This is a genomic window from Avibacterium sp. 21-599 (assembly GCF_026226765.1).
Classification (GTDB): domain Bacteria; phylum Pseudomonadota; class Gammaproteobacteria; order Enterobacterales; family Pasteurellaceae; genus Avibacterium.
Genome location: NZ_JAKKOB010000001.1, coordinates 207655 through 228013, shown reverse-complemented (window position 1 = coordinate 228013; position 20359 = coordinate 207655). Strand labels below are relative to the sequence as shown.

Annotated in this window: 20 protein-coding genes; 13 read left to right on the top strand and 7 right to left on the bottom strand. The window is 39.8% G+C overall.

The window, feature by feature from the left end:
• Window positions 1–220 precede the first annotated feature (220 nt).
• Window positions 221–1045: a glycerophosphodiester phosphodiesterase gene (locus L5B83_RS01095; protein ID WP_250350715.1), complete on the top strand. Its 825-nt coding sequence runs from the start codon at window positions 221–223 to the stop codon at window positions 1043–1045.
• 338 nt (window positions 1046–1383) lie between these two features.
• Here the strand turns inward: L5B83_RS01095 and L5B83_RS01090 are convergent, their stop codons facing one another.
• The 3 genes from L5B83_RS01090 to L5B83_RS01080 all read right to left on the bottom strand — a co-directional run bounded on the left by L5B83_RS01090 (window position 1384) and on the right by L5B83_RS01080 (window position 4292).
• The gene (locus L5B83_RS01090) at window positions 1384–2379 is read right to left on the bottom strand and encodes an alcohol dehydrogenase catalytic domain-containing protein (RefSeq protein ID WP_265777287.1); all 996 of its coding nucleotides are present in this window, start codon (window positions 2377–2379) and stop codon (window positions 1384–1386) included.
• Entirely contained in the window at window positions 2376–3440 is a 1065-nt protein-coding gene (locus L5B83_RS01085) for a flavin monoamine oxidase family protein (RefSeq protein ID WP_265777286.1), read from the bottom strand. The genes L5B83_RS01090 and L5B83_RS01085 overlap by 4 nt, the downstream gene beginning before the upstream one ends.
• Before the next feature lie 81 nt (window positions 3441–3521).
• Window positions 3522–4292 carry an SDR family NAD(P)-dependent oxidoreductase gene (locus tag L5B83_RS01080; RefSeq protein WP_265777285.1) on the bottom strand — a complete coding sequence of 257 codons (771 nt, stop codon included), beginning with the start codon at window positions 4290–4292 and terminating at the stop codon, window positions 3522–3524.
• 145 nt (window positions 4293–4437) lie between these two features.
• On the opposite strand from L5B83_RS01080, the gene L5B83_RS01075 reads away from it, so the two are divergent.
• Together L5B83_RS01075 and L5B83_RS01070 are read left to right on the top strand one after the other, a co-directional pair.
• Window positions 4438–4572 carry a DUF6037 family protein gene (locus L5B83_RS01075; protein WP_265777283.1) on the top strand — a complete coding sequence of 45 codons (135 nt, stop codon included), beginning with the start codon at window positions 4438–4440 and terminating at the stop codon, window positions 4570–4572.
• A gap of 9 nt (window positions 4573–4581) precedes the next feature.
• Window positions 4582–5502: a LysR substrate-binding domain-containing protein gene (locus tag L5B83_RS01070; protein ID WP_265777282.1), complete on the top strand. Its 921-nt coding sequence runs from the start codon at window positions 4582–4584 to the stop codon at window positions 5500–5502.
• A 430-nt stretch (window positions 5503–5932) separates the two neighbouring features.
• Here the strand turns inward: L5B83_RS01070 and L5B83_RS01065 are convergent, their stop codons facing one another.
• Together L5B83_RS01065 and L5B83_RS01060 are read right to left on the bottom strand one after the other, a co-directional pair.
• A complete protein-coding gene (locus tag L5B83_RS01065) occupies window positions 5933–6568 on the bottom strand; it encodes a bifunctional 4-hydroxy-2-oxoglutarate aldolase/2-dehydro-3-deoxy-phosphogluconate aldolase (RefSeq protein ID WP_265777281.1) in 636 nt (211 codons plus the stop codon).
• Window positions 6569–6578: 10 nt separating this feature from the next.
• Window positions 6579–7520 (bottom strand): sugar kinase, encoded by a 942-nt coding sequence (locus L5B83_RS01060; RefSeq protein ID WP_265777280.1) that lies wholly within the window; start codon window positions 7518–7520, stop codon window positions 6579–6581.
• Between the two features lie 174 nt (window positions 7521–7694).
• Between L5B83_RS01060 and kdgR the strand changes: the two genes are divergently transcribed.
• Window positions 7695–8483, top strand: coding sequence for a DNA-binding transcriptional regulator KdgR (gene kdgR, locus L5B83_RS01055; protein WP_250364259.1), 789 nt, complete (start codon window positions 7695–7697; stop codon window positions 8481–8483).
• 98 nt (window positions 8484–8581) lie between these two features.
• On the opposite strand, the gene L5B83_RS01050 is transcribed toward kdgR, so the two are convergent.
• Window positions 8582–10075 carry a DUF2264 domain-containing protein gene (locus tag L5B83_RS01050; protein WP_265777279.1) on the bottom strand — a complete coding sequence of 498 codons (1494 nt, stop codon included), beginning with the start codon at window positions 10073–10075 and terminating at the stop codon, window positions 8582–8584.
• Window positions 10076–10139: 64 nt separating this feature from the next.
• Entirely contained in the window at window positions 10140–11708 is a 1569-nt protein-coding gene (locus tag L5B83_RS01045) for a sulfatase-like hydrolase/transferase (protein WP_265777278.1), read from the bottom strand.
• A gap of 275 nt (window positions 11709–11983) precedes the next feature.
• On the opposite strand from L5B83_RS01045, the gene kbaZ reads away from it, so the two are divergent.
• From kbaZ to L5B83_RS01000, 9 genes are all read left to right on the top strand, one after another.
• Window positions 11984–13267: a tagatose-bisphosphate aldolase subunit KbaZ gene (gene kbaZ / locus L5B83_RS01040; RefSeq protein ID WP_265777277.1), complete on the top strand. Its 1284-nt coding sequence runs from the start codon at window positions 11984–11986 to the stop codon at window positions 13265–13267.
• 15 nt (window positions 13268–13282) lie between these two features.
• On the top strand, window positions 13283–14443 hold the full coding sequence (locus L5B83_RS01035) for an SIS domain-containing protein (protein WP_265777276.1): 1161 nt from the start codon (window positions 13283–13285) through the stop codon (window positions 14441–14443).
• Between the two features lie 17 nt (window positions 14444–14460).
• Window positions 14461–14949, top strand: coding sequence for a PTS N-acetylgalactosamine transporter subunit IIB (gene agaV, locus L5B83_RS01030; protein WP_250350702.1), 489 nt, complete (start codon window positions 14461–14463; stop codon window positions 14947–14949).
• A gap of 18 nt (window positions 14950–14967) precedes the next feature.
• Complete coding sequence (agaW, locus tag L5B83_RS01025; protein WP_250350701.1) at window positions 14968–15738, top strand: PTS N-acetylgalactosamine transporter subunit IIC; 771 nt, start codon at window positions 14968–14970, stop codon at window positions 15736–15738.
• Window positions 15728–16600: a PTS system mannose/fructose/sorbose family transporter subunit IID gene (locus L5B83_RS01020; RefSeq protein WP_265777275.1), complete on the top strand. Its 873-nt coding sequence runs from the start codon at window positions 15728–15730 to the stop codon at window positions 16598–16600. The genes agaW and L5B83_RS01020 overlap by 11 nt, the downstream gene beginning before the upstream one ends.
• Window positions 16601–16725: 125 nt before the next feature.
• A complete protein-coding gene (gene agaF / locus L5B83_RS01015; protein ID WP_250350699.1) occupies window positions 16726–17163 on the top strand; it encodes a PTS galactosamine/N-acetylgalactosamine transporter subunit IIA in 438 nt (145 codons plus the stop codon).
• Window positions 17164–17229: 66 nt separating this feature from the next.
• On the top strand, window positions 17230–18276 hold the full coding sequence (locus tag L5B83_RS01010) for a glycoside hydrolase family 88/105 protein (protein WP_265777274.1): 1047 nt from the start codon (window positions 17230–17232) through the stop codon (window positions 18274–18276).
• Between the two features lie 32 nt (window positions 18277–18308).
• Window positions 18309–18950: an RpiB/LacA/LacB family sugar-phosphate isomerase gene (locus L5B83_RS01005; protein WP_250364266.1), complete on the top strand. Its 642-nt coding sequence runs from the start codon at window positions 18309–18311 to the stop codon at window positions 18948–18950.
• 203 nt (window positions 18951–19153) lie between these two features.
• Entirely contained in the window at window positions 19154–20350 is a 1197-nt protein-coding gene (locus L5B83_RS01000; protein ID WP_250350696.1) for an anaerobic sulfatase maturase, read from the top strand.
• The last annotated feature ends 9 nt before the right edge of the window (window positions 20351–20359 follow it).

Genomic DNA, 20359 nt, shown 5'->3' with positions numbered 1-20359 from the left:
TCGATTTCTCCTCGATGATAATTTCGTGAATACTCTAAACTAGAAGATAAAGCGCGATCAATTACAATTTAAAAAATAAACTCATTTAAGTTTGTTTTTGTGAGTTTGATCACGAAAATTAGATATTTTTTCCCTTTGATTGCAATAGTGTTTGCGTGATATTTCTATTGTCTCTAAAATGAGTTTAGTTTTTAAATTGAATGTAAGAGAGAGGTTAAAAATGGCATTTGAATTTAATGTAACAGAGAAAGGAATCATTCTCGCAAATAGCCACCGTGGTTATAGTGCCAAGTATCCAGAAAATACAATGCCTGCCTTTATTGGCGCATTAGAAGCGGGAACACATAGCATTGAACTTGATATTGCAATGACAAAAGATGAAAAAATTGTGGTTATTCACGATTTTTCGATTGAACGTGTTTCTAATGGTGAAGGATATGTGGAACAAATGACACTTGCTGAATTACAGCAGTATGATTTCGGTGAGAAATTTTCCCCCGCTTTCAAAGGCACGCACATTGTAGAGTTAGAAACCGTTTTAAAATGGGCGCAAGAAAATAATGTAGGGTTAATTGTAGAAGCTAAACAACGTCGCAATCATCAGCGTTTTGCGGAAGTCTTAGCTGAGATTTTGCAACGTACCAATACAGTGGATCAAATTTTATTATTAGGCTTTGATCACGTTTTAATTAATAAAGTGAAAGCCTTATTGCCAGCCTTGCGGTTGCAAGTGGTTACCCTTGCGCGCTATAACGATCAACTGAGTGCAGTATTGGGATCAAATGCCAGCAGTGTTTGTGTGGAATATCACTATGTCGGCAAAGAAGATTTAATTGCCTACAAAAAAGCGGGATTATCGGTGAGAATGTATTTGCACGAATCAAAAGAAATGCCTGTGCTAGCAATGTATAACCAAAAATATGGCTATGATACAGAAAGTGAAATTATCCAATGGTTACGTGAAGGCTTGATCGATATGCTAAGCCACGATGATATTCCGTATCTCAAATCATTAATTGAAAAAGCAGGCAAAACGCCTTATTGATGAATTAAATGAAGAGAGTTTAACAATTCGCCAACAAACCTTTAATTAAGAAAAGGATTGATAATTTCCACCCGCAATGTTCAAAGTCTTTGATATTGCGGGTAATGCATTTCAAACGATGGAGTTTTGCAATGACGACAAGATAAGCAGTATTAATATTCATTTTATTTTGAATAGATAACTTGGCTAGTATGAATGTAATTTCTGCTATAAGTTGATAAGGTATTTGGTTGATAAACAGGGATAATTTTCTGCTTGAATCTGGTACTTATCAAATTCCACTTCACGCATAGCTGTCTCTTTCCGAATGTTTGGTCATATTATCTACGATTTGTTTTTTACTTCATTTCTAATACCGCTCTAAATCTGACTTCTCCGCTTTTCATTCGTTCAAAAGCGGTTTTTGCTTGGCTTAACGGATAGCGTTCGATTTGTGCTTGAATATGGCTTAATCGGCTGAATTTCAACGTTTTCTCATTTTCGAGTGGCGTGCCGGTTAATGACCCAATTACACTACGTTCACCACCAATAAATTGTCCGATAGATAAAGCCAGTGGTGTTTTATCTCCACCGAGTAGCACCAATTTCCCTTGTGGTGCAAGAGATTTGACTATCTCAGCAACTGTGTCCGCGTGATTTATGGTGCTGATAATCGCCTTTGCTCCACCTAAGTGTTGTAATTGTTGAACGATATTATCACCAGTTAAATAATGATGGGCGCCAAGTGCATAAACACGCTCGGCAAGTTCGGTTTTTCTGCCGATAGCCGCCACTTCAAAGCCCATTTTGACAGCATATTGCACTGCCAAATGCCCCAATCCGCCTACACCTACTATCGCGACCAAATCACCCGCTTCTGCTCCGCTCTTTTTTAAGGCATTAAATGTTGCTAGACCTGCACACAGCAATGGAGCAGATTGTACGGGATCTAATTCATTCGGTACAGACACCAAACCGGTGTGCCTTACTAGCACATATTCGGCATAACCGCCGTCTGCTGTTGCTCCGATGATGGTCTGATTAGGGCAAAGATTAAATGTACCACGACGACAGGTATCACATTCGTTACAATGTCCGCCTAATCGCCCCACGCCTACCCGTTGTCCGATAGCCCAGCGTTTCGGTACATTCTTACCGACCACGACAATTCGTCCGATCACTTCGTGTCCGACAACTCTTGGTACTTTTGCATTTGCCACATCATTTTTATCCGCTCCACAAATACCACAGGCTTCCACTTTAATTAACACTTGTTCGTTATTTGGGGATGGAATTGGTAGACGAACTTCTTGTAATTCGCCGTTAATTGCTTGAAAGGCGGTATAAGTTTTCATTTTTTCTCTCCTAATAACATCTTTAAGGCAATATCCACCGCTTCGATTGCACCGGCAAGATAACCGCCAAAATTCGGCGACCACTCTGTTGCCACTCCCCATAGGTTATGTTGCCAATCACCTTGAGAAACGCAATTTTGCCCTGCAAAAGGGTGATTGATATTCGGATTGTTGTCCATCGTAGTGGCGATTAAGGGATCTTTTGCCCAATCCTTGATGATTTCCTGCTCGGGATTACCAGCCTGCTCACCGAATAAACGTTGCAACTCAGCGCGACAATGGGCTTTTAATGTTTCATCATCTATATTTGTGCGTGTTTGTGCCGGTATGGCAAAAAAGCCGAATAAGGCTGCTTTACCATTAGGCATAGAAATATCGTGTATTTCTCCCAAATCACTCACTTGGCTAAATGCCGCCCCCGACAATTTCTGCTCACGCCAAAATGGACGATCATATATAGCAATATATTTGGCGTGCGGTGCCATCCACGTCGGCGTATTTTGCCAACGCTGTAACAGTGTTTCGGGCAGACTGGGGATAAATTGAATTTGAGTTGCCAAGCGTGGTGGCAAAGCCAGCAATATATTTAGGGCTGTAAAATGTTCGCCCGACTGTGTATACACAACGCTTTGCCCATCTTTACGTTCAATACGGATAACCTTTTGGTTAGTGTGTAATTTATCTGAAGAAATTGATCGCTTTAAAGCATCAATCAAGCGGTATATCCCCCCTTCAAGCCGCCAAGACTGGGGTGATGATGCAAAGCCACGAATACGTTGAACATTGTGTAAAGAACGTTCAATCAGCATATCGCCTTGGGCATATTGGGGAAAGGCGTTAAGATGAAATTTATCCATCAACGCCACCAGTTCAGGTTGAAATTCCGGCCAAAACCACGTTGCGCCCAGATCAAAACCGTCTGCACTTGCCTGTACTCGACCACCAAATTCGTGATTAGCTTCCAATACAAGAGAAGAGTGAATCCCCTGCTCCTGTAAACGATATGCCGCATACAGCCCAGCCAAACCGCCACCAATAACAATAGTGTGATAGTTTTTCATTATTTTTTCCCAAAATGAAAAGCGGTCAATGTTACAAAAATCCTTGTAAAACTGACCGCACTTTTATTACACGCTAAACGATTAACGCCCAGCCATTACACCACCATCCACTGGTAAAATTGTGCCAGTAATCCAGCTTGCGTTATCACTAGCAAAGAACAACATCGCTTCAGCAATATCCGTAGGTGTGCCGTTACGCCCTAATGGGTGAAAATTATTAAAGGTTGGCAATGTCTCTTTGACCTGCTCATCGCTCATAAAAGTATTGTAAATTGGTGTTTCCACTACCGCTGGTGCAACCGTGTTAATACGAATGTTGTCTTTGGCAAGCTCAATCGCTAAATTTTTGGTTAAAGAGTGAACACCAGCATTCGCTGCTGAGTAGGCGGCAGAGGGGGTTGCACTGATTGCTTCTAATGCCCACAGTGAACCTGTTTGCACAATTGCACCACCGCCACGTTTTTTCATCGCTTTTGCTGCGGCTTGTGCCATAAAGAATTTACCTTTCAAAATGGTATCTAAGAACCAATCGTATTCACTCTCGGCCACATCTAAAAATGGTTTTGGATTAAATACCCCCGCGTTGTTAATTAAAATATCCACGCCACTAAATTCACGTTCAGCAGTTTCTACTAAGCCTTGGGCAGTGGCAGGTTTGGCGATGTCTCCAGCAAAAATACGCACATTCGCACCACTGGTATCAATCTCATTTGCAGCAGCTTGTAACTTCGCTTCATTACGACCACCGATCACAACTTTGGCGCCAGCTTGTACCAAACGTTTAGCGACTTCCAATCCCATACCAGAACCACCACCAGTTACGATTGCCACTTTATTTGAAAAATTGTACATTTGATTACTCCTAAATAATTTCTTAAATTGATTAAACGCAACACTGTGTTGCGATGACGGTATTATGCGGATATTGAAGGTATGCTACAAACGAGATAAAATTGGGTTCTAGTAAAGAAAATCTTTAGTTAATTTGGTGTGTAAGATGTTAGATAATAAAGCGCCTCTGCTTGTTCCTGATGTGTACAGTTATTTTAAAGAGGATAAAACGTTAATCTTTTGTTTTTCTGATAATTTTGATGATGAAAAAGATGAAAGCGAAATTATTAGGAATTTTTAGCAAAATAATATGAAAAACATTACTCCCTATCTAAAAGCACTAAAAGCCTTTGAAACCACCGCTCGTCACCAAAGTTTTAGTTTAGCAAGTGATGAACTATTCGTTACCCCAGCGGCGGTAGGGCAGCTTGTAAAAAGTCTAGAAGACACTTTAGGCGTGCCTTTATTCCACCGTCGCTTGGGAGGAATTAAAGGTCGAGAAGCACGGCTTAGTCTAACGGATAATGCCAAAAATGCGTTGCCAGACATTCAGGCGGGCTTTGCACGTTTAGAGCAAGGCTTTGCTAAATTAATGCTTGCTGATGATAAACAGCTTACCATTACAGTGAGTCCGGCATTGGCGAGCAAATGGCTGTTACCACGTTTAGAAGGTTTTCAGCATCAGTATCCTGAGATTGATGTACGTTTGCATACCGACAGCCGTCATAGTGATTTTGGCGTACTGGATATTGATGTGGGCATTCGTTACGGTATGGGCGATTGGGCGGGGCTAATGGCTACAAAACTGATGGACGAGAAGATTTTCCCTGTGTGTTCGCCTGATTTTGCTAAAAGATTTTCTTTATTTGATATTGAACATTTGCTCGGGGCGACACTCATTCACGATACTACGCTTGATGATGCACAAGGATTTATGAGCTGGGCAAAATGGTTTGAATTTGTTGGTTTGCCTAAGCCCACCATTTTTCACGGTCTAAAAATTAATAACTCATCAGCGGTTTTGCAAGCAGCCATAGACGGACAAGGCGTGGCATTGGCAAGAAGTGTTATGGCTCAACAGGATCTACAAAGTGGGCGACTGATACGCTTATATCCTGAATATGATTATCCATCTAAGCTGTGTTATTTTGTGGTTTATCCTGAGTATAAAGCGGATAAAATGGCGGTTATCTCTTTTAAAAATTGGGTTTTGGACATTGTAAAAACGTAAATAAAGTTTTTCATTTTTTCTGTTACATTGTCAAAACAGTTGATAAAACGTTCATCGTCGCATTTTCCATCAAGTTTATTATTATCGGATTTTATTTGCAATGGGGTATTCTTTGGTGAGCTGATGAATGAGTAAGCTGTTATTTTACTACCGTCCCAAAATATCTACATTGGCGTATCTAAAATTCAGCAATGAGACCTGACCGATGAGTTGGCAAGTTATTGTTTTTTTTAGCGTTATAAAATATACAAACCGCTTTTCTGAGTAAGTTATCTTTCTTTAAATTCCTTTTAAATTTAAAAGCCTTTAGCATATTATCAAGCTAAAGGCTTTTTGTGGTTCATTGTTCAAATTTGTGTTTTGTACAACTGAGATGTAATACCAAAAAATTTTACCGCTCTTTCTTTTAAGGTGTTGCAACTAATCGGCTTTAGGCGTTGGTGATTGCCACCGCTTCACGCACTAAGCGACCGATTTCGTCCCAGTTTTGGCTGTTGATAAGGGATTTTTCTACGAACCAAGAGCCACCGCACGCCACGACGTTTGGAATGGCTAAATAGTCTTTAATATTGTTTACGCTAATTCCGCCGGTTGGCATAATTTGTAATTGCGCATAAGGGCCAAGTAAGGCTTTGATCATTTTCACTCCACCAGAGGCTTCGGCTGGGAAGAATTTCACTGCGGTTACGCCTAGTTCTAATGCCGCTTCAATCGACATCGGGTTGTTCACCCCCGGCATAACAGGGATATTTAATTCTTGGCAAAGTTTGACAATTTTTGGATTGAAGCCCGGTGTAACAATGCAATCGGCACCTGCATTTTTGGCTTGAACAACTTGTTCACTGGTCAGAACTGTACCTGCCGCAATCAGAATATTCGGGTTATGTTGGCGAATTAAACGAATGGCTTCTTCGGCAGCCGCTGAGCGGAAAGTGATTTCCACTACGGGTAACCCATTATTGGCGAGGGTTTCCGCAAGTGGGATAATATCCTGTGCGTTGTCTAAGGCAATAACAGGAATGACTTTTAATTGACGAAGTTTTTCAACGATTTGCGTGGTATTCATTTTATCTTCCTTAGTTAAATTGATGAATGAGATGTTCGGTGGCGGTTTTATCAATAATCGCCCCCTTATGCTGAATGACGATACCCGCCACTTGATTACCTTGTTGACAGCATTGTTGTGCAGGTTTATTACGCAGGTAGCCATTTAAAAAACCGGCATTGAACGCATCACCTGCCGAAGTGGTATCAACCACATTGGTAACAGGCGTGGTACTTACATTCTGTTCGTTACCTTGTTCATCGCAGAATAATGCACCTTCTTTACCTTGCTTCAGGACAATATTTTTTACCCCAAGTTGTTTTAAACGTTGTATTGATTGTGCTGGTTGTTCATCTCCCCAGAGTGCTTGTTCATCATCAAAGGTGACTAATGCAAGATGAATGCACGGATAAAGTGCGGTGTAAATTTCTTGTGTTTTTTGTACGGATTCCCAAAGTTTTGGGCGGTAGTTACTGTCAAAAGCAATTTTTACCCCTTGTTTAGCCAGTTGTTGAAGCTGGCTAATGAGGGCATTACGATCTGCATCAGGTAAAATCGCAAGAGAGATTCCGCTCAAATAAATCATATCCATTTCAGCAAGGCTGTTTTGTACTTGAGGATAATCAGGGTGTTGGAGTAAATAACGTGCGGCAGATTCAGAACGCCAGTAAAGGAAAGTGCGTTCGCCAAATTTATCTAACTGGATTAAATAAAGCCCCGCTTGGCGTGAGGGATCAATCAGCACATTTTCCGTATGAATGTGATCTTGTTGCCAATGTTGGAGCATTTGTTGGCTGAGTTTGTCATTACCCATTGCGGAAATGTAGTGAACTTCGATGTCGTGAGGGGAACTAATGCGAGAGAGATAAGTGGCGGTGTTTAAGGTATCACCTCCATAGGTTTGCCACATATTCCCGAATGGTTCACCGTTGAGTTCGATCATACATTCGCCGATAATTGCAATTTTTTTCACTGTTTTTCCTCCTTTTGTGATCAGGCAAGTGAAAATAAATAAATTATACGAGGATTTATTTTTTCTTTCAATAAAATTGAAATATAGTTTCATTTTGTTTTGTGGCTTTTCAAAATTATAGCTTGTGTTAATATATTGAGGACAATTGACTAAATTTTGAGATGTTACAGAAATATGGAAAAAGATACTCAACCCGATGTGGTTTCCTCCGTGCTAAAAGTATTTGGCATTGTGGATGCACTCAGCGAGAAAAAAGAAATTGGTGTAACAGAATTGGCTCAGCGTTTGATGATGTCCAAAAGCACCATTTACCGCTTTCTACAAACGATGAAATCCCTTGGTATTGTGGCACAGGAAGGAGATACAGATAAATATCGCCTCACTCTGAAATTGTTTGAAATTAGTGCAAGGGCGTTAGAATATGTGGATCTTATTGAGCTTGCCAATAAAGAAATGGAAGTGATTTCAAAGCAAACAGGCGAAACCTTGCATTTAGGTGCATTAGATGGCAATGAAATTGTTTATTTGCATAAAATTGATTCTACTTACAGCCTAAGAATGTATTCTCGTGTGGGGCGTAGAAATCCCACTTATAGTACGGCGATTGGAAAAGTATTGCTTTCGGCGCTGACGGACGAGGAAGTGGAAACCTTGCTGGAAAATGTTGAGTTTGTTCAACATACCGCAAACACATTACCGAATGTTGAAGCGCTTAAACAAGAACTGGCGTTAGTACGCGAACAGCACTATGCAGAAGATAAAGAGGAGCAGGAAGTTGGCTTACATTGTGTTGCCGCACCTATTTATGATCGTCTAGGGCATATTGTTGCCGCGATTTCTCTCTCTTTACCGCTAGTTCGTTTTGAAAAAGAAAACCTTGCTCAGCTGGTGGAGATGCTTCATCAAGCAGGCAGAAATGTGTCTAAACAGTTAGGGTATCAGCATTATCCTGTCGCGGAATAGCATTGCAAAATTGGTTAAGGCGGATTATTCCGCCTTATTTTTTGCTAATTTATCCTTCGCATAAAACTGTTGCATAGAAAAGTGCGGTGGTTTTTTTGTTATTTTTTCTCTTTATTGGAAAGATAAAGAGAGAGTTTTGATGAAAATGTCGTTACCCCTTTTCGTAGTAAATTATTTTTGCCTCGAGTGGAACGCCCACAAAGCCATTCTATGATCTTCATTCGTCCATTTTGCTGTTGTAAACAGGCTTGTTGGAACGGCAAATTGGGGTATTGTTGATGCTGAAATTGGGCGATAATTTCTTGGGTTGCCTGTGTGCCAATAATGCGTAAATTAATCGCTGGGATTTGAATATCATAATCCTGTTTTTCAATGGCAAGTGGCTGTTCGGCAGTTTGCCAGAAATGAATCTTTTGACCAGCATAAAGTAATAAAATAAAAGGACGTAACGACCACAACCCACTTGCCGCACCGCTGTAAGGATCAACCAGTCGCCTATCTGTTTCAAAGAGTCCTTGGGTAACATTGCCTTGTTGAATAGCGTGCTGTTGAATCAAAAAATGGGTCAGTTGGGATAGGATACGTTTTCCTTGTCCATTCGTTTTTTCTTGCTGAATCATTGTGCTGATTAACGCCGTTGGTGCAGCAAAACGGTAAGGCAGGCTACGCCCAAAAAAAGCAAAACCTTGTGGCGCGAATAAATAATGAAAATCTTGACAAAATTGCACCGCACTTTGTTGAATAAAAGTGCGGTCAAAATCTGGATCGATTTGATCGAGCCAAAATAACCCATAGTGAAAGCCCCAAGAATTGTAGTAATCAAAATTACCTTTCTCGCCATCTCTAAACCAGCCATTGCCAACATAAAATTCTTTAATGCGTTGATAACGTTCTTGATTGATTTCATCAATGCCAGCAAGATCTTTGACGACCAATTGCACTAATAAGACAAACAAATGCCAGTTATTGTCCACCGTTTGCACGTGATTGATTTGATGTAGCCAATCAATAATCTGTTGCTGTTGTGAAGCGTTGTAGTGTTGCCAAATATGGGCTTTACTCAGCCAAAGGGCAAGGGCGAAATCAGCACTTTCGCAGATCGTTTGCTGAAAACTTTTTAACTTTCCCCAGTAACCTGAATGATTGGGATTGGTTGCATTGAGAAAACCCGTTGATAAAGCCTGTTGAACTTGCTGAAAAAGAGGATGAGAGGGATCTGACTGATAATGTAAATAGGCGGCTAACAGAGGATAATTGCGTGCCGCCCCTTCAATAGAATCAGACACCATTCCTTGTTCTGATGGATAACCGTGATAATCGGCACGGGCATAGTCATCATTGGCATAATGAAAAAAGGAGCGAATAAAATATTCAACCAGTAATTCAAACTTTTCTTGTGAAAAAGTGGAATCTTGCGTAAATGCCTGTTTTAGCTGTTTATCAATAAGAGGATCGGTTTTGCTAAAGCAGGCTTTTCGTTTTATTGAACGCTGCAATCTTTCCTTAAAGGCTCGCCAATAATCCTGAAATTGAGGATGTTCGTGAGCTAAATAAGGTCGTTCAGTAAAGCGAATTTTGGGATCTGTTGTCATTTATTTGCTCCTATATACTCTCACTGAAGACACAAATAGCTTCAGTGAGAGCAATTAGCAACGATTAAGCTTTTGGTGTAGCACAGCTTTCAAGTTGCTTTTTCATTTTTTTCGTTGGGCCAGTAATAAACTCAACGGGACGCCAAGAATCGCCCGTTTTTTCTAACCACGGGATTAATTCTTCTTTGATTAATTTTTGTACCAATTCAGGATTGCTTTCCGCAATATTCTTCATTTGGTATGGATCAGACACATTGTCAAAGAGTGTGTATTTAAGTGGTTCACCATCTTGACGGTCAATTTCTAAGGTGTGCGTTTTGGTCCGCACGCCACGACGACCAAATGATGGCTGACCATAAGGGACAAAGAGATAAAGTTGAGAAGTCGGGCTTTCCCCTTTATCGTGTAATACCTGTTCAGCAAGGCTAACGCCTTCTACACTATCAGGGATACTGCCTTTCAAACCAAGTAAATCTAAGATCGTTGGATAAATATCTGGCGCAGACATTAAGCTCTCATTGACACCCGCAGGGATTTTACCCGGTAAGCGGAACATCATTGGCACACGCATAGATTCTTCATAGATATTATTTTTGGTTGGTTTACCGTGAGATCCCATACAGCAACCGTGATCAGAGAAGAAGACCACTAATGTATTATCCGCTAAACCTTGTTTGTCTAATTCAGCAAGGATACGACCGAATTGTTCATCAACGCCTGAAACCATTGCAAGATATTCTTTGAAATATTGAGGGCCATAGCCTTCTTGATATTTTTTATCCCAATCGACATTTGGACGGCTGTTGAGTTCTTTAGAGCTTTGTGGGTACATATCCAAATATTTTTGTGGGACTTGATCATAAGGAGAATGTGGCGGGTTCATTGAAACCACTAATGCAAATGGTTTGTTTGGATCACGATATTTATTTTCTTCATTACGAAGGTATTTAATTGCCATATCCGCTTCGTGTTCTGGTCCCCATTGATCCACATATTGAGGATATTCACGTGGTGTGTCATTTCCCCAGTACATTGGTTTTAAATGGAGATCATAAGTACCATAAGAATACCAGAAATCAAAACCGTGGCGGCGATCTGGTGGTGTCCAGTCGTTCCAGTAGCGTCCTTCCATTGGGTTGTTGTAGCTTTTAATGTAGGGTTCTTGTGGTACATCTAAATGCCATTTACCGATGTAACCTAATGAATAGCCCTCATCTTTTAATACATCAGACCAACATTTTGCATAAGGTGATAACTCAATACCGACTTTACCACCATAGTCGTGCGTATTCCCTGTTACGCCACTATGTTGTGGGTATTTACCGGTCATAAACATACCACGGAATGGAGAGCATAATGGATAGTTAGAAACCATTTGATCCATCACTTTTGCTGTTTGAGCAAAGGCATCTAAATGTGGTGTGATTGCAGGATCTTGCTTTTTGAATCCTTGTGCCATTGCACGCATTTCATCAGGAAACACGATTAATAGGTTAAGTGGGGGATTGTTAGATTTTTTTGCCGACTCTTTAGCATTATTATTGGCGACTGCATTCACCGCAGTGCTTGACAGCGCAGCTACCGCACCCGTTGTCGCAACACCTTTAATAAAATTACGACGTGAAATACTCATCTGATTACTCCTTATCTTTGATTAAGTTGCACTTTGCGCTACGTCTTAATGAAACAAAGTGCGGTTATTTTTTCATAAAAAAATGGTAATCTCCATATTTTAAAACGTCGTTTTAGAAAAATTATTTTATTTTGTGAATTAGATCACAGATTTCGATTTTGGTGTTTTTATGTTTTGATTGCTTTCATTATAATTCAGTTAAAGTAATACGAAAGCGTGATTTCTTTCATCTTTATTAAACGAAATTTGACCCACCTAAAAGGAAGTAAACAAAAATGAGTATATTGCTCAACCTTATTAAAAGACATAAAGCAGGTGAAGTTGTCGGAATTTATTCTGTTTGCTCTGCTCACCCGCTTGTTTTAGAAGCCGCTTTATTACAAGCCAAAGAAGATAACACCCCTTTGTTGATAGAGGCAACATCCAACCAAGTGGATCAATTTGGTGGTTATACAGGAATGACACCAGCAGATTTTCGTCATTTCGTTGAACAATTGGCAGATCAAGTGGGTTTTCCAAGAGCGCAATTAATTTTAGGTGGCGATCATTTAGGGCCTAACCGCTGGCAAGGATTGCCAGCAGAAGAGGCTATGGCAAATGCAGAAAAATTAATTGAAGCTTATGTTGCTGCGGGGTTTGAAAAAATCCACTTAGATTGCAGTATGTCTTGTCAAGGTGATCCTATTCCTCTTTCAGATAGCATTGTCGCAGAACGTGCTGCACGTTTAGCTGTAATAGCAGAACAAACCGCAGAGAAACAAGGATTAGCAAATCGTATCGTTTATATTGTTGGAACAGAAGTTCCTGTACCGGGTGGGGAAGCAGAAGAAATTGCAGAATTAGAGGTGACTTCGCCACAAGCTGCAAAAGCGACCATTAATGCACATCAAGAAGCCTTTTCTCGCGTTGGCTTAGATCATATTTGGCCACGTGTTGTTGGCTTAGTGGTACAACCGGGAGTGGAATTTGACCATACTAAAGTGATTGATTTTGTTTCTGAGAAAGCACAAGCATTAAGCCAAGTGGTGAATGATTATGAAAATCTTGTGTTTGAAGCGCACTCCACCGATTATCAAACAGAAGAAGCTTATAAGGCGTTAGTTAAAAATCATTTTGCCATTTTGAAAGTGGGGCCAGCGCTCACCTTTGCTTTACGTGAAGGTTTATATGCACTGTGTGCAATGGAAGAATACTTATTCCCAGCCGCACAATGTTCAAATTTACGTACTGTATTAGAAGCACAAATGCTTGCACACCCTGAAAACTGGAAAAAATATTATCACGGCAGCGAATTAGAACAGTGTTTTGCAAGAAGTTTTAGCTTTAGTGATCGTATTCGTTATTACTGGACGAATCCTGATATTGCTAAGGCAGTGGATAAATTATTTACCAATTTTGCTCAAATGGATATTCCACTTCCATTACTTAGCCAGTACTTACCAGAACAATATTTGGCTGTACGTGAAGGAAAAATATTGCCTAAAGCAAAAGATCTTGTGCTAGATAAAGTGCGTGCTGTGGTTAGACAATATGCCAAAGCCAGTTTTTTTAATCATTAAGGAAAGGATAGAAATATGACAACTTATTTAGGTATCTCGGAGAATGATTTAGTGGCAGGGAAAGCCATTATGACAGCAAAAGAGATCGAACAGCAGCCGCAAGCGTGGAAAGAAAGTTTGCAAATGTTGGATCAGCGCCGTCAAGAAATTCTCGATTTTATTGCCCCCGTAATAAATGCAGCAAATGGACGCATTATTTTTACCGGTGCAGGAACATCGGCTTTTGTCGGGCATTCTTTGCAACCTTTTGTGCTTACAATGACGGATAAACGTGTTGAGTCAATTGCGACAACGGATATTGTTTCTAATCCTTACCAATATTTCGCTCAAGATGTGCCAACATTACTTATTTCATTTGCTCGTTCTGGAAATAGTCCTGAAAGTGTGGCAGCAGTGGAATTGGCAAATCAATGTTTAACGAATTGCTATCATTTATTTATTACTTGTAACGAGCAAGGGGCGTTATATCAAAATGCGCAAAAAAATGACCGCACTTTAGCATTATTAATGCCACCTCAAACCAATGATGGTGGATTTGCAATGACATCTAGTTTTAGCTCAATGATGCTTTCTGCCTTATCCGTGTTTTTATTACCAAAAGGCTCAGTTACGGATCAATTAGGTTTCATTACAGATGCCACAGCAAAATTAATTCCACAGTATGTTGAAGTTGCACGTCAGTTAGCCACAGTGGATATTGATCGCATTATTTACCTCGGTAGTGGTGGATTACAAGGATTAGCACAAGAATCAGCACTAAAAATTTTAGAATTAACTGCGGGACGTATTGTTGCCACTTATGATTCTTCCCTTGGGTTCCGTCACGGACCAAAATCTATTGTTAATAATAAAACAACGGTGGTTCAATTCCTTTCAAATCAACCTTATACACGTTTGTATGATATTGATTTATATAATGAATTATGTAGAGATGGCATTGCAACACGCATTGTGTGCTTAACCGCACAATCGGGCGTAGAAGGACGAGATGTGGTGAATATCGCAGGTTTTGCTGATGCACCAGATTATGCACTATTGTTCCCGTACATTGTCTTTGCACAAATTAATTCATTTTATAGTTCGTTTACCCGTGGTATTACCACAGATAATCCTTGCCCAACAGGTGAAGTAAACCGTGTGGTTCAAGGCGTTATCATTCACCCATTTCATTTATAATTATTAAGGAGAGTTTTATGTCAACACCGAATATTGTATGGACGCGAATTGATGAACGTTTATTACACGGTCAAATTAAGATTACGTGGGGTAAGCATTCTGAAGCAAATTTAATTTTAGTCGCGAATGATGAAGCCGCAGAAGGTCCAAATGCCCCTTTTATGCAAGCAGGAATGAAAGCTTCAGCAGGTGGTGAATATGCAGTACGTTTTTTCACAATTCAAAAAACTATTGATGTGATTCATAAAGCCTCACCACAACAGAAAATTTTCATTTTATGCAACAATCCAACAGATGTTGCACGCTTAGTGGAAGGTGGGGTGCCAATCAAACACTGTAATATTGGGAATATGCACTATCACGAAGGCAAAAACCAAATTACTAAAACCGTTTCTGTTGATGAAAAAGATCTTGATGCTTTCCGTCGTATGGTAAATGCAGGAGTAACTTGCACCATCCAAAATACGCCAGATGCTCAAGAAATTGATATTAAACAGTATCTTTAATATTCGTAAGGAGCATTTATGTTAACTGAAGCATTATTAGTCGCCGTTTGGGCGTTCTTCTGCGGTATTGATAAATACGATGTCGCACTTAATATTCACCGTCCATTAATTACAGGCCCTGTTGTTGGCTTGATTATGGGAGATTTGCAATTAGGTCTTATTACAGGGGCAACGTTAGAATTAGCTTGGTTAGGTTTAGTGCCTAATGCGGGGGCGCAACCACCTGATGTAACAATGGGGACGATTGCGGCGGTTGCCTTTGCGGTAATGACAGGACAAAGTGCAGAAGTGGCAATGGGTGTGGGTATGCCGATTGCTGTACTTATGCAAATGTTAGTAATTGGTTTCTTTGCTTTAACTTCATTTACCATGGGTAAAGCTGATGAATATGCAGAGCAAGCAAATACAAAAGGGATTGATTTCTTACTGATTTCAACAATTTCATTACGTTCTTTACTCTATGCAATTGTTGCATTTATTACCGTTTACTTCGGTGAACACGCAGCAGATTGGATCAACAATAATTCACCAAAAGAAATTTTGGAAGGATTAGGTTTAGGTGCGCGTTTAGTACCCGCTATCGGTTTTGCTATGTTATTGAAAATTATGTGGTCAAAACAAGTGGCAGGCGTATTTTTCATCGGTTTCGTTGCCACAACTTACTTAAAACTACCAATTATGGCGGTGGCAATTATCGGTGGATCAATCGCAGTACTTTATTTCTACTTCTCAGGTAATGGCAATAACAATAACCAATCTCAAGCACAGGAGTTCGAAGATGGAATCTAAAAATGTAAACAACCAAGTAGCAGAAAACCTTGTTGATGATATTGATGCGTATCAAGATACGACTGTTCGTAAAGTGATCACAAAAGGCGATCTGTGGAAATGTGCAATTCGTGGTTTGTTCATGGAAGGAAACTTCAACTTTGAACGTATGCAAGCAGGTGGTTGGGCGTATTCAATCATTCCCGCATTGAAAAAAATCCACGGCAATAACAAATACGATTTAGCTAAATCATTGAAAAACCATCTTCAATTTTTCAATGCAAGTCCTAAGTTATTCACTTTCTTGCTCGGTACAGCGATTGCAATGGAAGAAAATAAAGAAAAACCTTCTACGATTAACGTAATGAAAGTAGCAGGTATGGGACCAACAGGTGGGATTGGTGATGGTATTGACCATATGACGATTATGCCATTAACCCTTGCACTAGGTTCATCTATTGCGATGGAAGGTTCAATTGCAGGTCCATTTGTCTTCTTTATCCTATATCAAATTATGCACTTCTTTGTGTATTTCAGCTTAATGTTTATGGGATATAAAGCGGGTACAGCCGCAATGGTGAGTATGAGCGATTCTACGGAACGTTTAGCTAAAGCGGCAAATATTATGGGGATTTTCGTTATCGGGGCATTGTGTGCCACCTTTATACGATTTAAAACCACCGCAAGTATTGAGATGGGTGGAAAAGTGGTGGAATTACAGACCGCACTTTTCGATAAAATTATGCCAAATTTATTACCGCTTGCACTGGTCTTCCTAATGTTTAAATTAGTGAAAGGAACAGGATTTTGGGCAAAACCACCCGTATTGATTTTCAGTACACTTGCCTTCGGGGTAATCGGACATTTAATAGGCATTATTTAATCCATTAATGCTAAATTAAGGAAAATGAGGGAAACCTCATTTTCTTTCTAGAATAATATAGTCTTTTAGGTTTTGAAATGTTGCAAAACCAGATAATGATAAAAGACAAGAAGTAAGGACAGTTTATGTTAGGTATCGTAGTATCAGGTCATATCAATTTTGCCTCAGGTATGCGTTCTGCCGTAGAGGCGATAGTTGGGCAACAACCGCAATTAGAATTTGTCGATTTTTTAGAGTCAATGACAACAGATGATTTAGAGGCTCAACTTTTATCTGCAAAAGCGCGCGTGGATTCTGGTGATGGCGTATTGTTCCTTGTTGATCTTTATGGTGGCTCACCTTGTAATCGCGCAATCAATATCTTATTAAATGATCAAAATGTCGAAGTGATTGCAGGAACAAATTTATCAATGATTGTGAATGCTGCATTAGAACGTGAAGAGTTTTCACTGAAAGAATTAACCGAATGTTTGGCAAGAGGCGAATTTAGCCAAATAAAAGATTTACGTGAAGATATCAATAATCTTTCGCAAGATAATGATAGCGAAGAAGATGGGCTATAAATTAGCGCTAAATAAATTCAATTTAGAAAACAATAGCGTAAAAAAGAAAATATAAGGGGAAATAATATGACCGCTCAACAACAAACCCTTGCGGTAATGAAGAACGTGTATCAATGGCAAGCGGCAAATCAAACCCGTACCGTGGTACGCCGTACAGGACGTATCCGTTTTATTAAAGATACAGATTGGGATAGAGCTGTATTTTGGGCGAGTGTGTCTAATGCGTGGAAAGTAACGGGCGAACAAGTTTTCTTAGATGGTGTGCTAAATTACACTTTGCATACCGGTTTCCGTACTGGACCACATGCACGTTTTGCCGATGATTTAGTATGCGCACAACCTTACCTTGATGTGTATCCATTATTTAACCAACCTGAAGCCTTAGAACCGACCATTAACTTTGTGGAAGATATGTTGGCGAATCCAAAACCGGGACGTGAAGATTGGTGGTGGTGTGATTCACTCTTTATGGCTCCACAAGTGTTTTTTACCCTTTCTACCTTAACAGGGGAAAGCAAATATCGTGATTATGCTAACCAAGCTTGGTGGGATTCGGTTGATCATCTACAAGATAAAGAAACAGGATTGTTCTATCGTGATTATCGCTATATTCCAGATGGAAAAGGGGGTGAATTACGTGAAGAAAATGGTGAGAAAGTCTTTTGGGGAAGAGGTGTAGGCTGGGTGATAGCTGCGATTCCTCGATTATTCCGTGATATGCCAGAAGATTTCCCTGAGCGTGAACGCTATCTTGATCTTTATCGTCAATTAGCGGAAATTGTATTGCCATTCCAACACGAAGATGGTTTCTGGCGAGCAAGTTTACTTGATCCACAAACATTCCCAGCGAAAGAAAGTAGTGCAACGGCACTTTTCTGCTATGCCCTGGCTTGGGGAATTAATTCAGGCGTATTAGATCGTGCAACTTATCTTCCAGTGGTAGAAAAAGCGTGGTCTGGTTTAGTCAGCGTGGTCGATAATGACGGGAAATTAGGGTGGATTCAATTACCGGCCTTTAACCCTCGTGAAGTGAAAGCGGAAGATAATATTGATTATGGCGTAGGCGCATTTTTATTAGCCGGAGCCGAAATGTATCAATTACAAGCGAAATAAGCATAAATTTTTTTAATATAAAGGAAAGAAAAATGAAAATTGCATTAATGATGGAAAATAGCCAAGCGGCAAAAAACCCAATTATCTTAAATGAACTTAAAAATGTGGTTGAGCCAAAAGGACACAGTGTTTATAACGTAGGGATGAATAGTGAACAAGATCATCATCTTACTTATATCCACTTGGGTATTATGGCGAGTATTTTATTAAATTCTAAAGCAGTGGATTTTGTTGTTGCAGGTTGTGGTACGGGTCAAGGCGCATTAATGTCATTAAACCTTCATCCGGGGGTAGTATGTGGTTACTGCCTTGAACCAGCAGATGCGTTCTTATTCTCACAAATTAATAATGGGAATGCACTTTCATTAGCTTTTGCTAAAGGATTTGGTTGGGGCGCTGAACTCAATGTTCGCTATATGTTTGAAAAAGCATTTGAAGGTGAACGCGGTCAAGGTTATCCAGTGGAACGCCGCGAACCACAAGTGCGTAATGCAGGGATTTTAAATCAAGTCAAAGCGGCTGTGGCAAAAGAGAATTACTTAGATACTTTACGAGCCATTGATCCTGAATTAGTCAAAACAGCAGTAAGCGGAGAACGTTTCCAACAATGTTTCTTTGATAACTGCCAAGATGATGAAATTCGTGCTTATGTTACGGAAGTTTTAAATAGCTAATCCGATAAAAAGGGGGAAAGGAATTCCCCCTCTATTAATTTTTTTGTTTAACGAATTTCGTTGTTCTGACTATAGCCATTAATATTTAAAATAATACAAAGTAACGAGCCAAAGATCATATCAGTAATATAGATTGATATAGAAAGGTGTAACAGCGATTATTTTAAAATTAAATGACGATAATTTCGCATTAGGAGGTGTTTATGCGTCAGTCCCCACCCGCTTATTTTCATATGATGGCAAAGCCGAGTAGCTTTCATTGTAATATCAAATGTGAGTATTGCTTTTATTTAGAGAAAGAGCAGGTTCTAACGCATAATGTCCGCTTGATGTCAGAAGATACATTGAGAGATTACACCCGAAATTATATTCAATCCCACGCGGGCGATCAGGTTGATTTTGCTTGGCAAGGTGGTGAACCCACTTTATTAGGTTTGGATTTTTTTAAAAGAGCGGTGGATTTTCAGCAAGAATTTGCCAATGGGAAAACCATTACAAATAGTTTTCAGACAAATGGGATTGCATTAAATCGACAATGGGCAGAATTCTTTAAACAAAACAATTTTTTGATTGGTATCTCTGTAGATGGATTAAGTGATGTTCACGATCGCTATCGTATTTCCGTAAATGGACAACCGACCTTTGAACGAGTAAAAAAAGCTATTGATCTCTTGAAAGAGTATGAAGTGGAATTTAATACCTTAACGGTTATCAACGATAAAAATTGGCATAAAGGACGTGAAACATACCAAGCATTAAAAGCGCTCGGTTCAACTTTTATGCAGTTTATTCCTATCGTCGAAGTCGCCAATTATTCTTTACAACGTAGCGATTATAATCCGGGTAAAAATTATAGAATGACAGGATTTTCTGTTCCGCCTGATGGTTATGGACGCTTTTTGCTTGATGTGTTTTCTGTGTGGGTAAGAGAAGATGTTGGGCAAATTTTTGTCCGTGAATTTGATAATTTATTAGGACAGTGGCTAGGTTATCCTTCAACGAGTTGTATCCAAACTGAAACTTGCGGTTCCGCATTAGTTCTGGAAGCAAATGGCGATGTTTATTCGTGCGATCACTATGTCTATCCTGATTATAGGATTGGTAATATCCATCATCAGCCATTATCAGAGATTGCACGTTCGCCAAAGCAACAAAAGTTCGGGCAGGCGAAAAAAGAAACCCTAACCAAAGCATGTGAGAAATGTGATGTACGAATGATTTGTCATGGCGGTTGCCCGAAACATCGTATTGTCAATTTAAAAGGTGAGAAATTTAAGCACAACTATTTGTGTCCATCTTATCAACTTTTCTTTCGTCAAACGGCACCTTTAATGCACCGAATGCGTGATATTATTCAACAAGGTGGGTTAGCGGCAGAGATTATGAAAATGATCAACTAGCATTTTTTG

Excerpts from the sequence above, each read along its gene's own strand:
- L5B83_RS01090 (WP_265777287.1), bottom strand. The coding sequence starts at position 2,379 with ATGAAAACTTATACCGCCTTTCAAGCAATTAACGGCGAATTACAAGAA.
- L5B83_RS01010 (WP_265777274.1), top strand. The coding sequence starts at position 17,230 with ATGACCGCTCAACAACAAACCCTTGCGGTAATGAAGAACGTGTATCAA.
- L5B83_RS01085 (WP_265777286.1), bottom strand. The coding sequence starts at position 3,440 with ATGAAAAACTATCACACTATTGTTATTGGTGGCGGTTTGGCTGGGCTG.
- L5B83_RS01045 (WP_265777278.1), bottom strand. The coding sequence starts at position 11,708 with ATGAGTATTTCACGTCGTAATTTTATTAAAGGTGTTGCGACAACGGGT.
- agaV (WP_250350702.1), top strand. The coding sequence starts at position 14,461 with ATGTCAACACCGAATATTGTATGGACGCGAATTGATGAACGTTTATTA.
- L5B83_RS01095 (WP_250350715.1), top strand. The coding sequence starts at position 221 with ATGGCATTTGAATTTAATGTAACAGAGAAAGGAATCATTCTCGCAAAT.
- L5B83_RS01005 (WP_250364266.1), top strand. The coding sequence starts at position 18,309 with ATGAAAATTGCATTAATGATGGAAAATAGCCAAGCGGCAAAAAACCCA.
- L5B83_RS01020 (WP_265777275.1), top strand. The coding sequence starts at position 15,728 with ATGGAATCTAAAAATGTAAACAACCAAGTAGCAGAAAACCTTGTTGAT.
- kbaZ (WP_265777277.1), top strand. The coding sequence starts at position 11,984 with ATGAGTATATTGCTCAACCTTATTAAAAGACATAAAGCAGGTGAAGTT.
- L5B83_RS01080 (WP_265777285.1), bottom strand. The coding sequence starts at position 4,292 with ATGTACAATTTTTCAAATAAAGTGGCAATCGTAACTGGTGGTGGTTCT.
- L5B83_RS01035 (WP_265777276.1), top strand. The coding sequence starts at position 13,283 with ATGACAACTTATTTAGGTATCTCGGAGAATGATTTAGTGGCAGGGAAA.
- L5B83_RS01070 (WP_265777282.1), top strand. The coding sequence starts at position 4,582 with ATGAAAAACATTACTCCCTATCTAAAAGCACTAAAAGCCTTTGAAACC.
- agaF (WP_250350699.1), top strand. The coding sequence starts at position 16,726 with ATGTTAGGTATCGTAGTATCAGGTCATATCAATTTTGCCTCAGGTATG.
- L5B83_RS01000 (WP_250350696.1), top strand. The coding sequence starts at position 19,154 with ATGCGTCAGTCCCCACCCGCTTATTTTCATATGATGGCAAAGCCGAGT.
- L5B83_RS01075 (WP_265777283.1), top strand. The coding sequence starts at position 4,438 with ATGTTAGATAATAAAGCGCCTCTGCTTGTTCCTGATGTGTACAGTTAT.
- L5B83_RS01065 (WP_265777281.1), bottom strand. The coding sequence starts at position 6,568 with ATGAATACCACGCAAATCGTTGAAAAACTTCGTCAATTAAAAGTCATT.
- kdgR (WP_250364259.1), top strand. The coding sequence starts at position 7,695 with ATGGAAAAAGATACTCAACCCGATGTGGTTTCCTCCGTGCTAAAAGTA.
- L5B83_RS01050 (WP_265777279.1), bottom strand. The coding sequence starts at position 10,075 with ATGACAACAGATCCCAAAATTCGCTTTACTGAACGACCTTATTTAGCT.
- agaW (WP_250350701.1), top strand. The coding sequence starts at position 14,968 with ATGTTAACTGAAGCATTATTAGTCGCCGTTTGGGCGTTCTTCTGCGGT.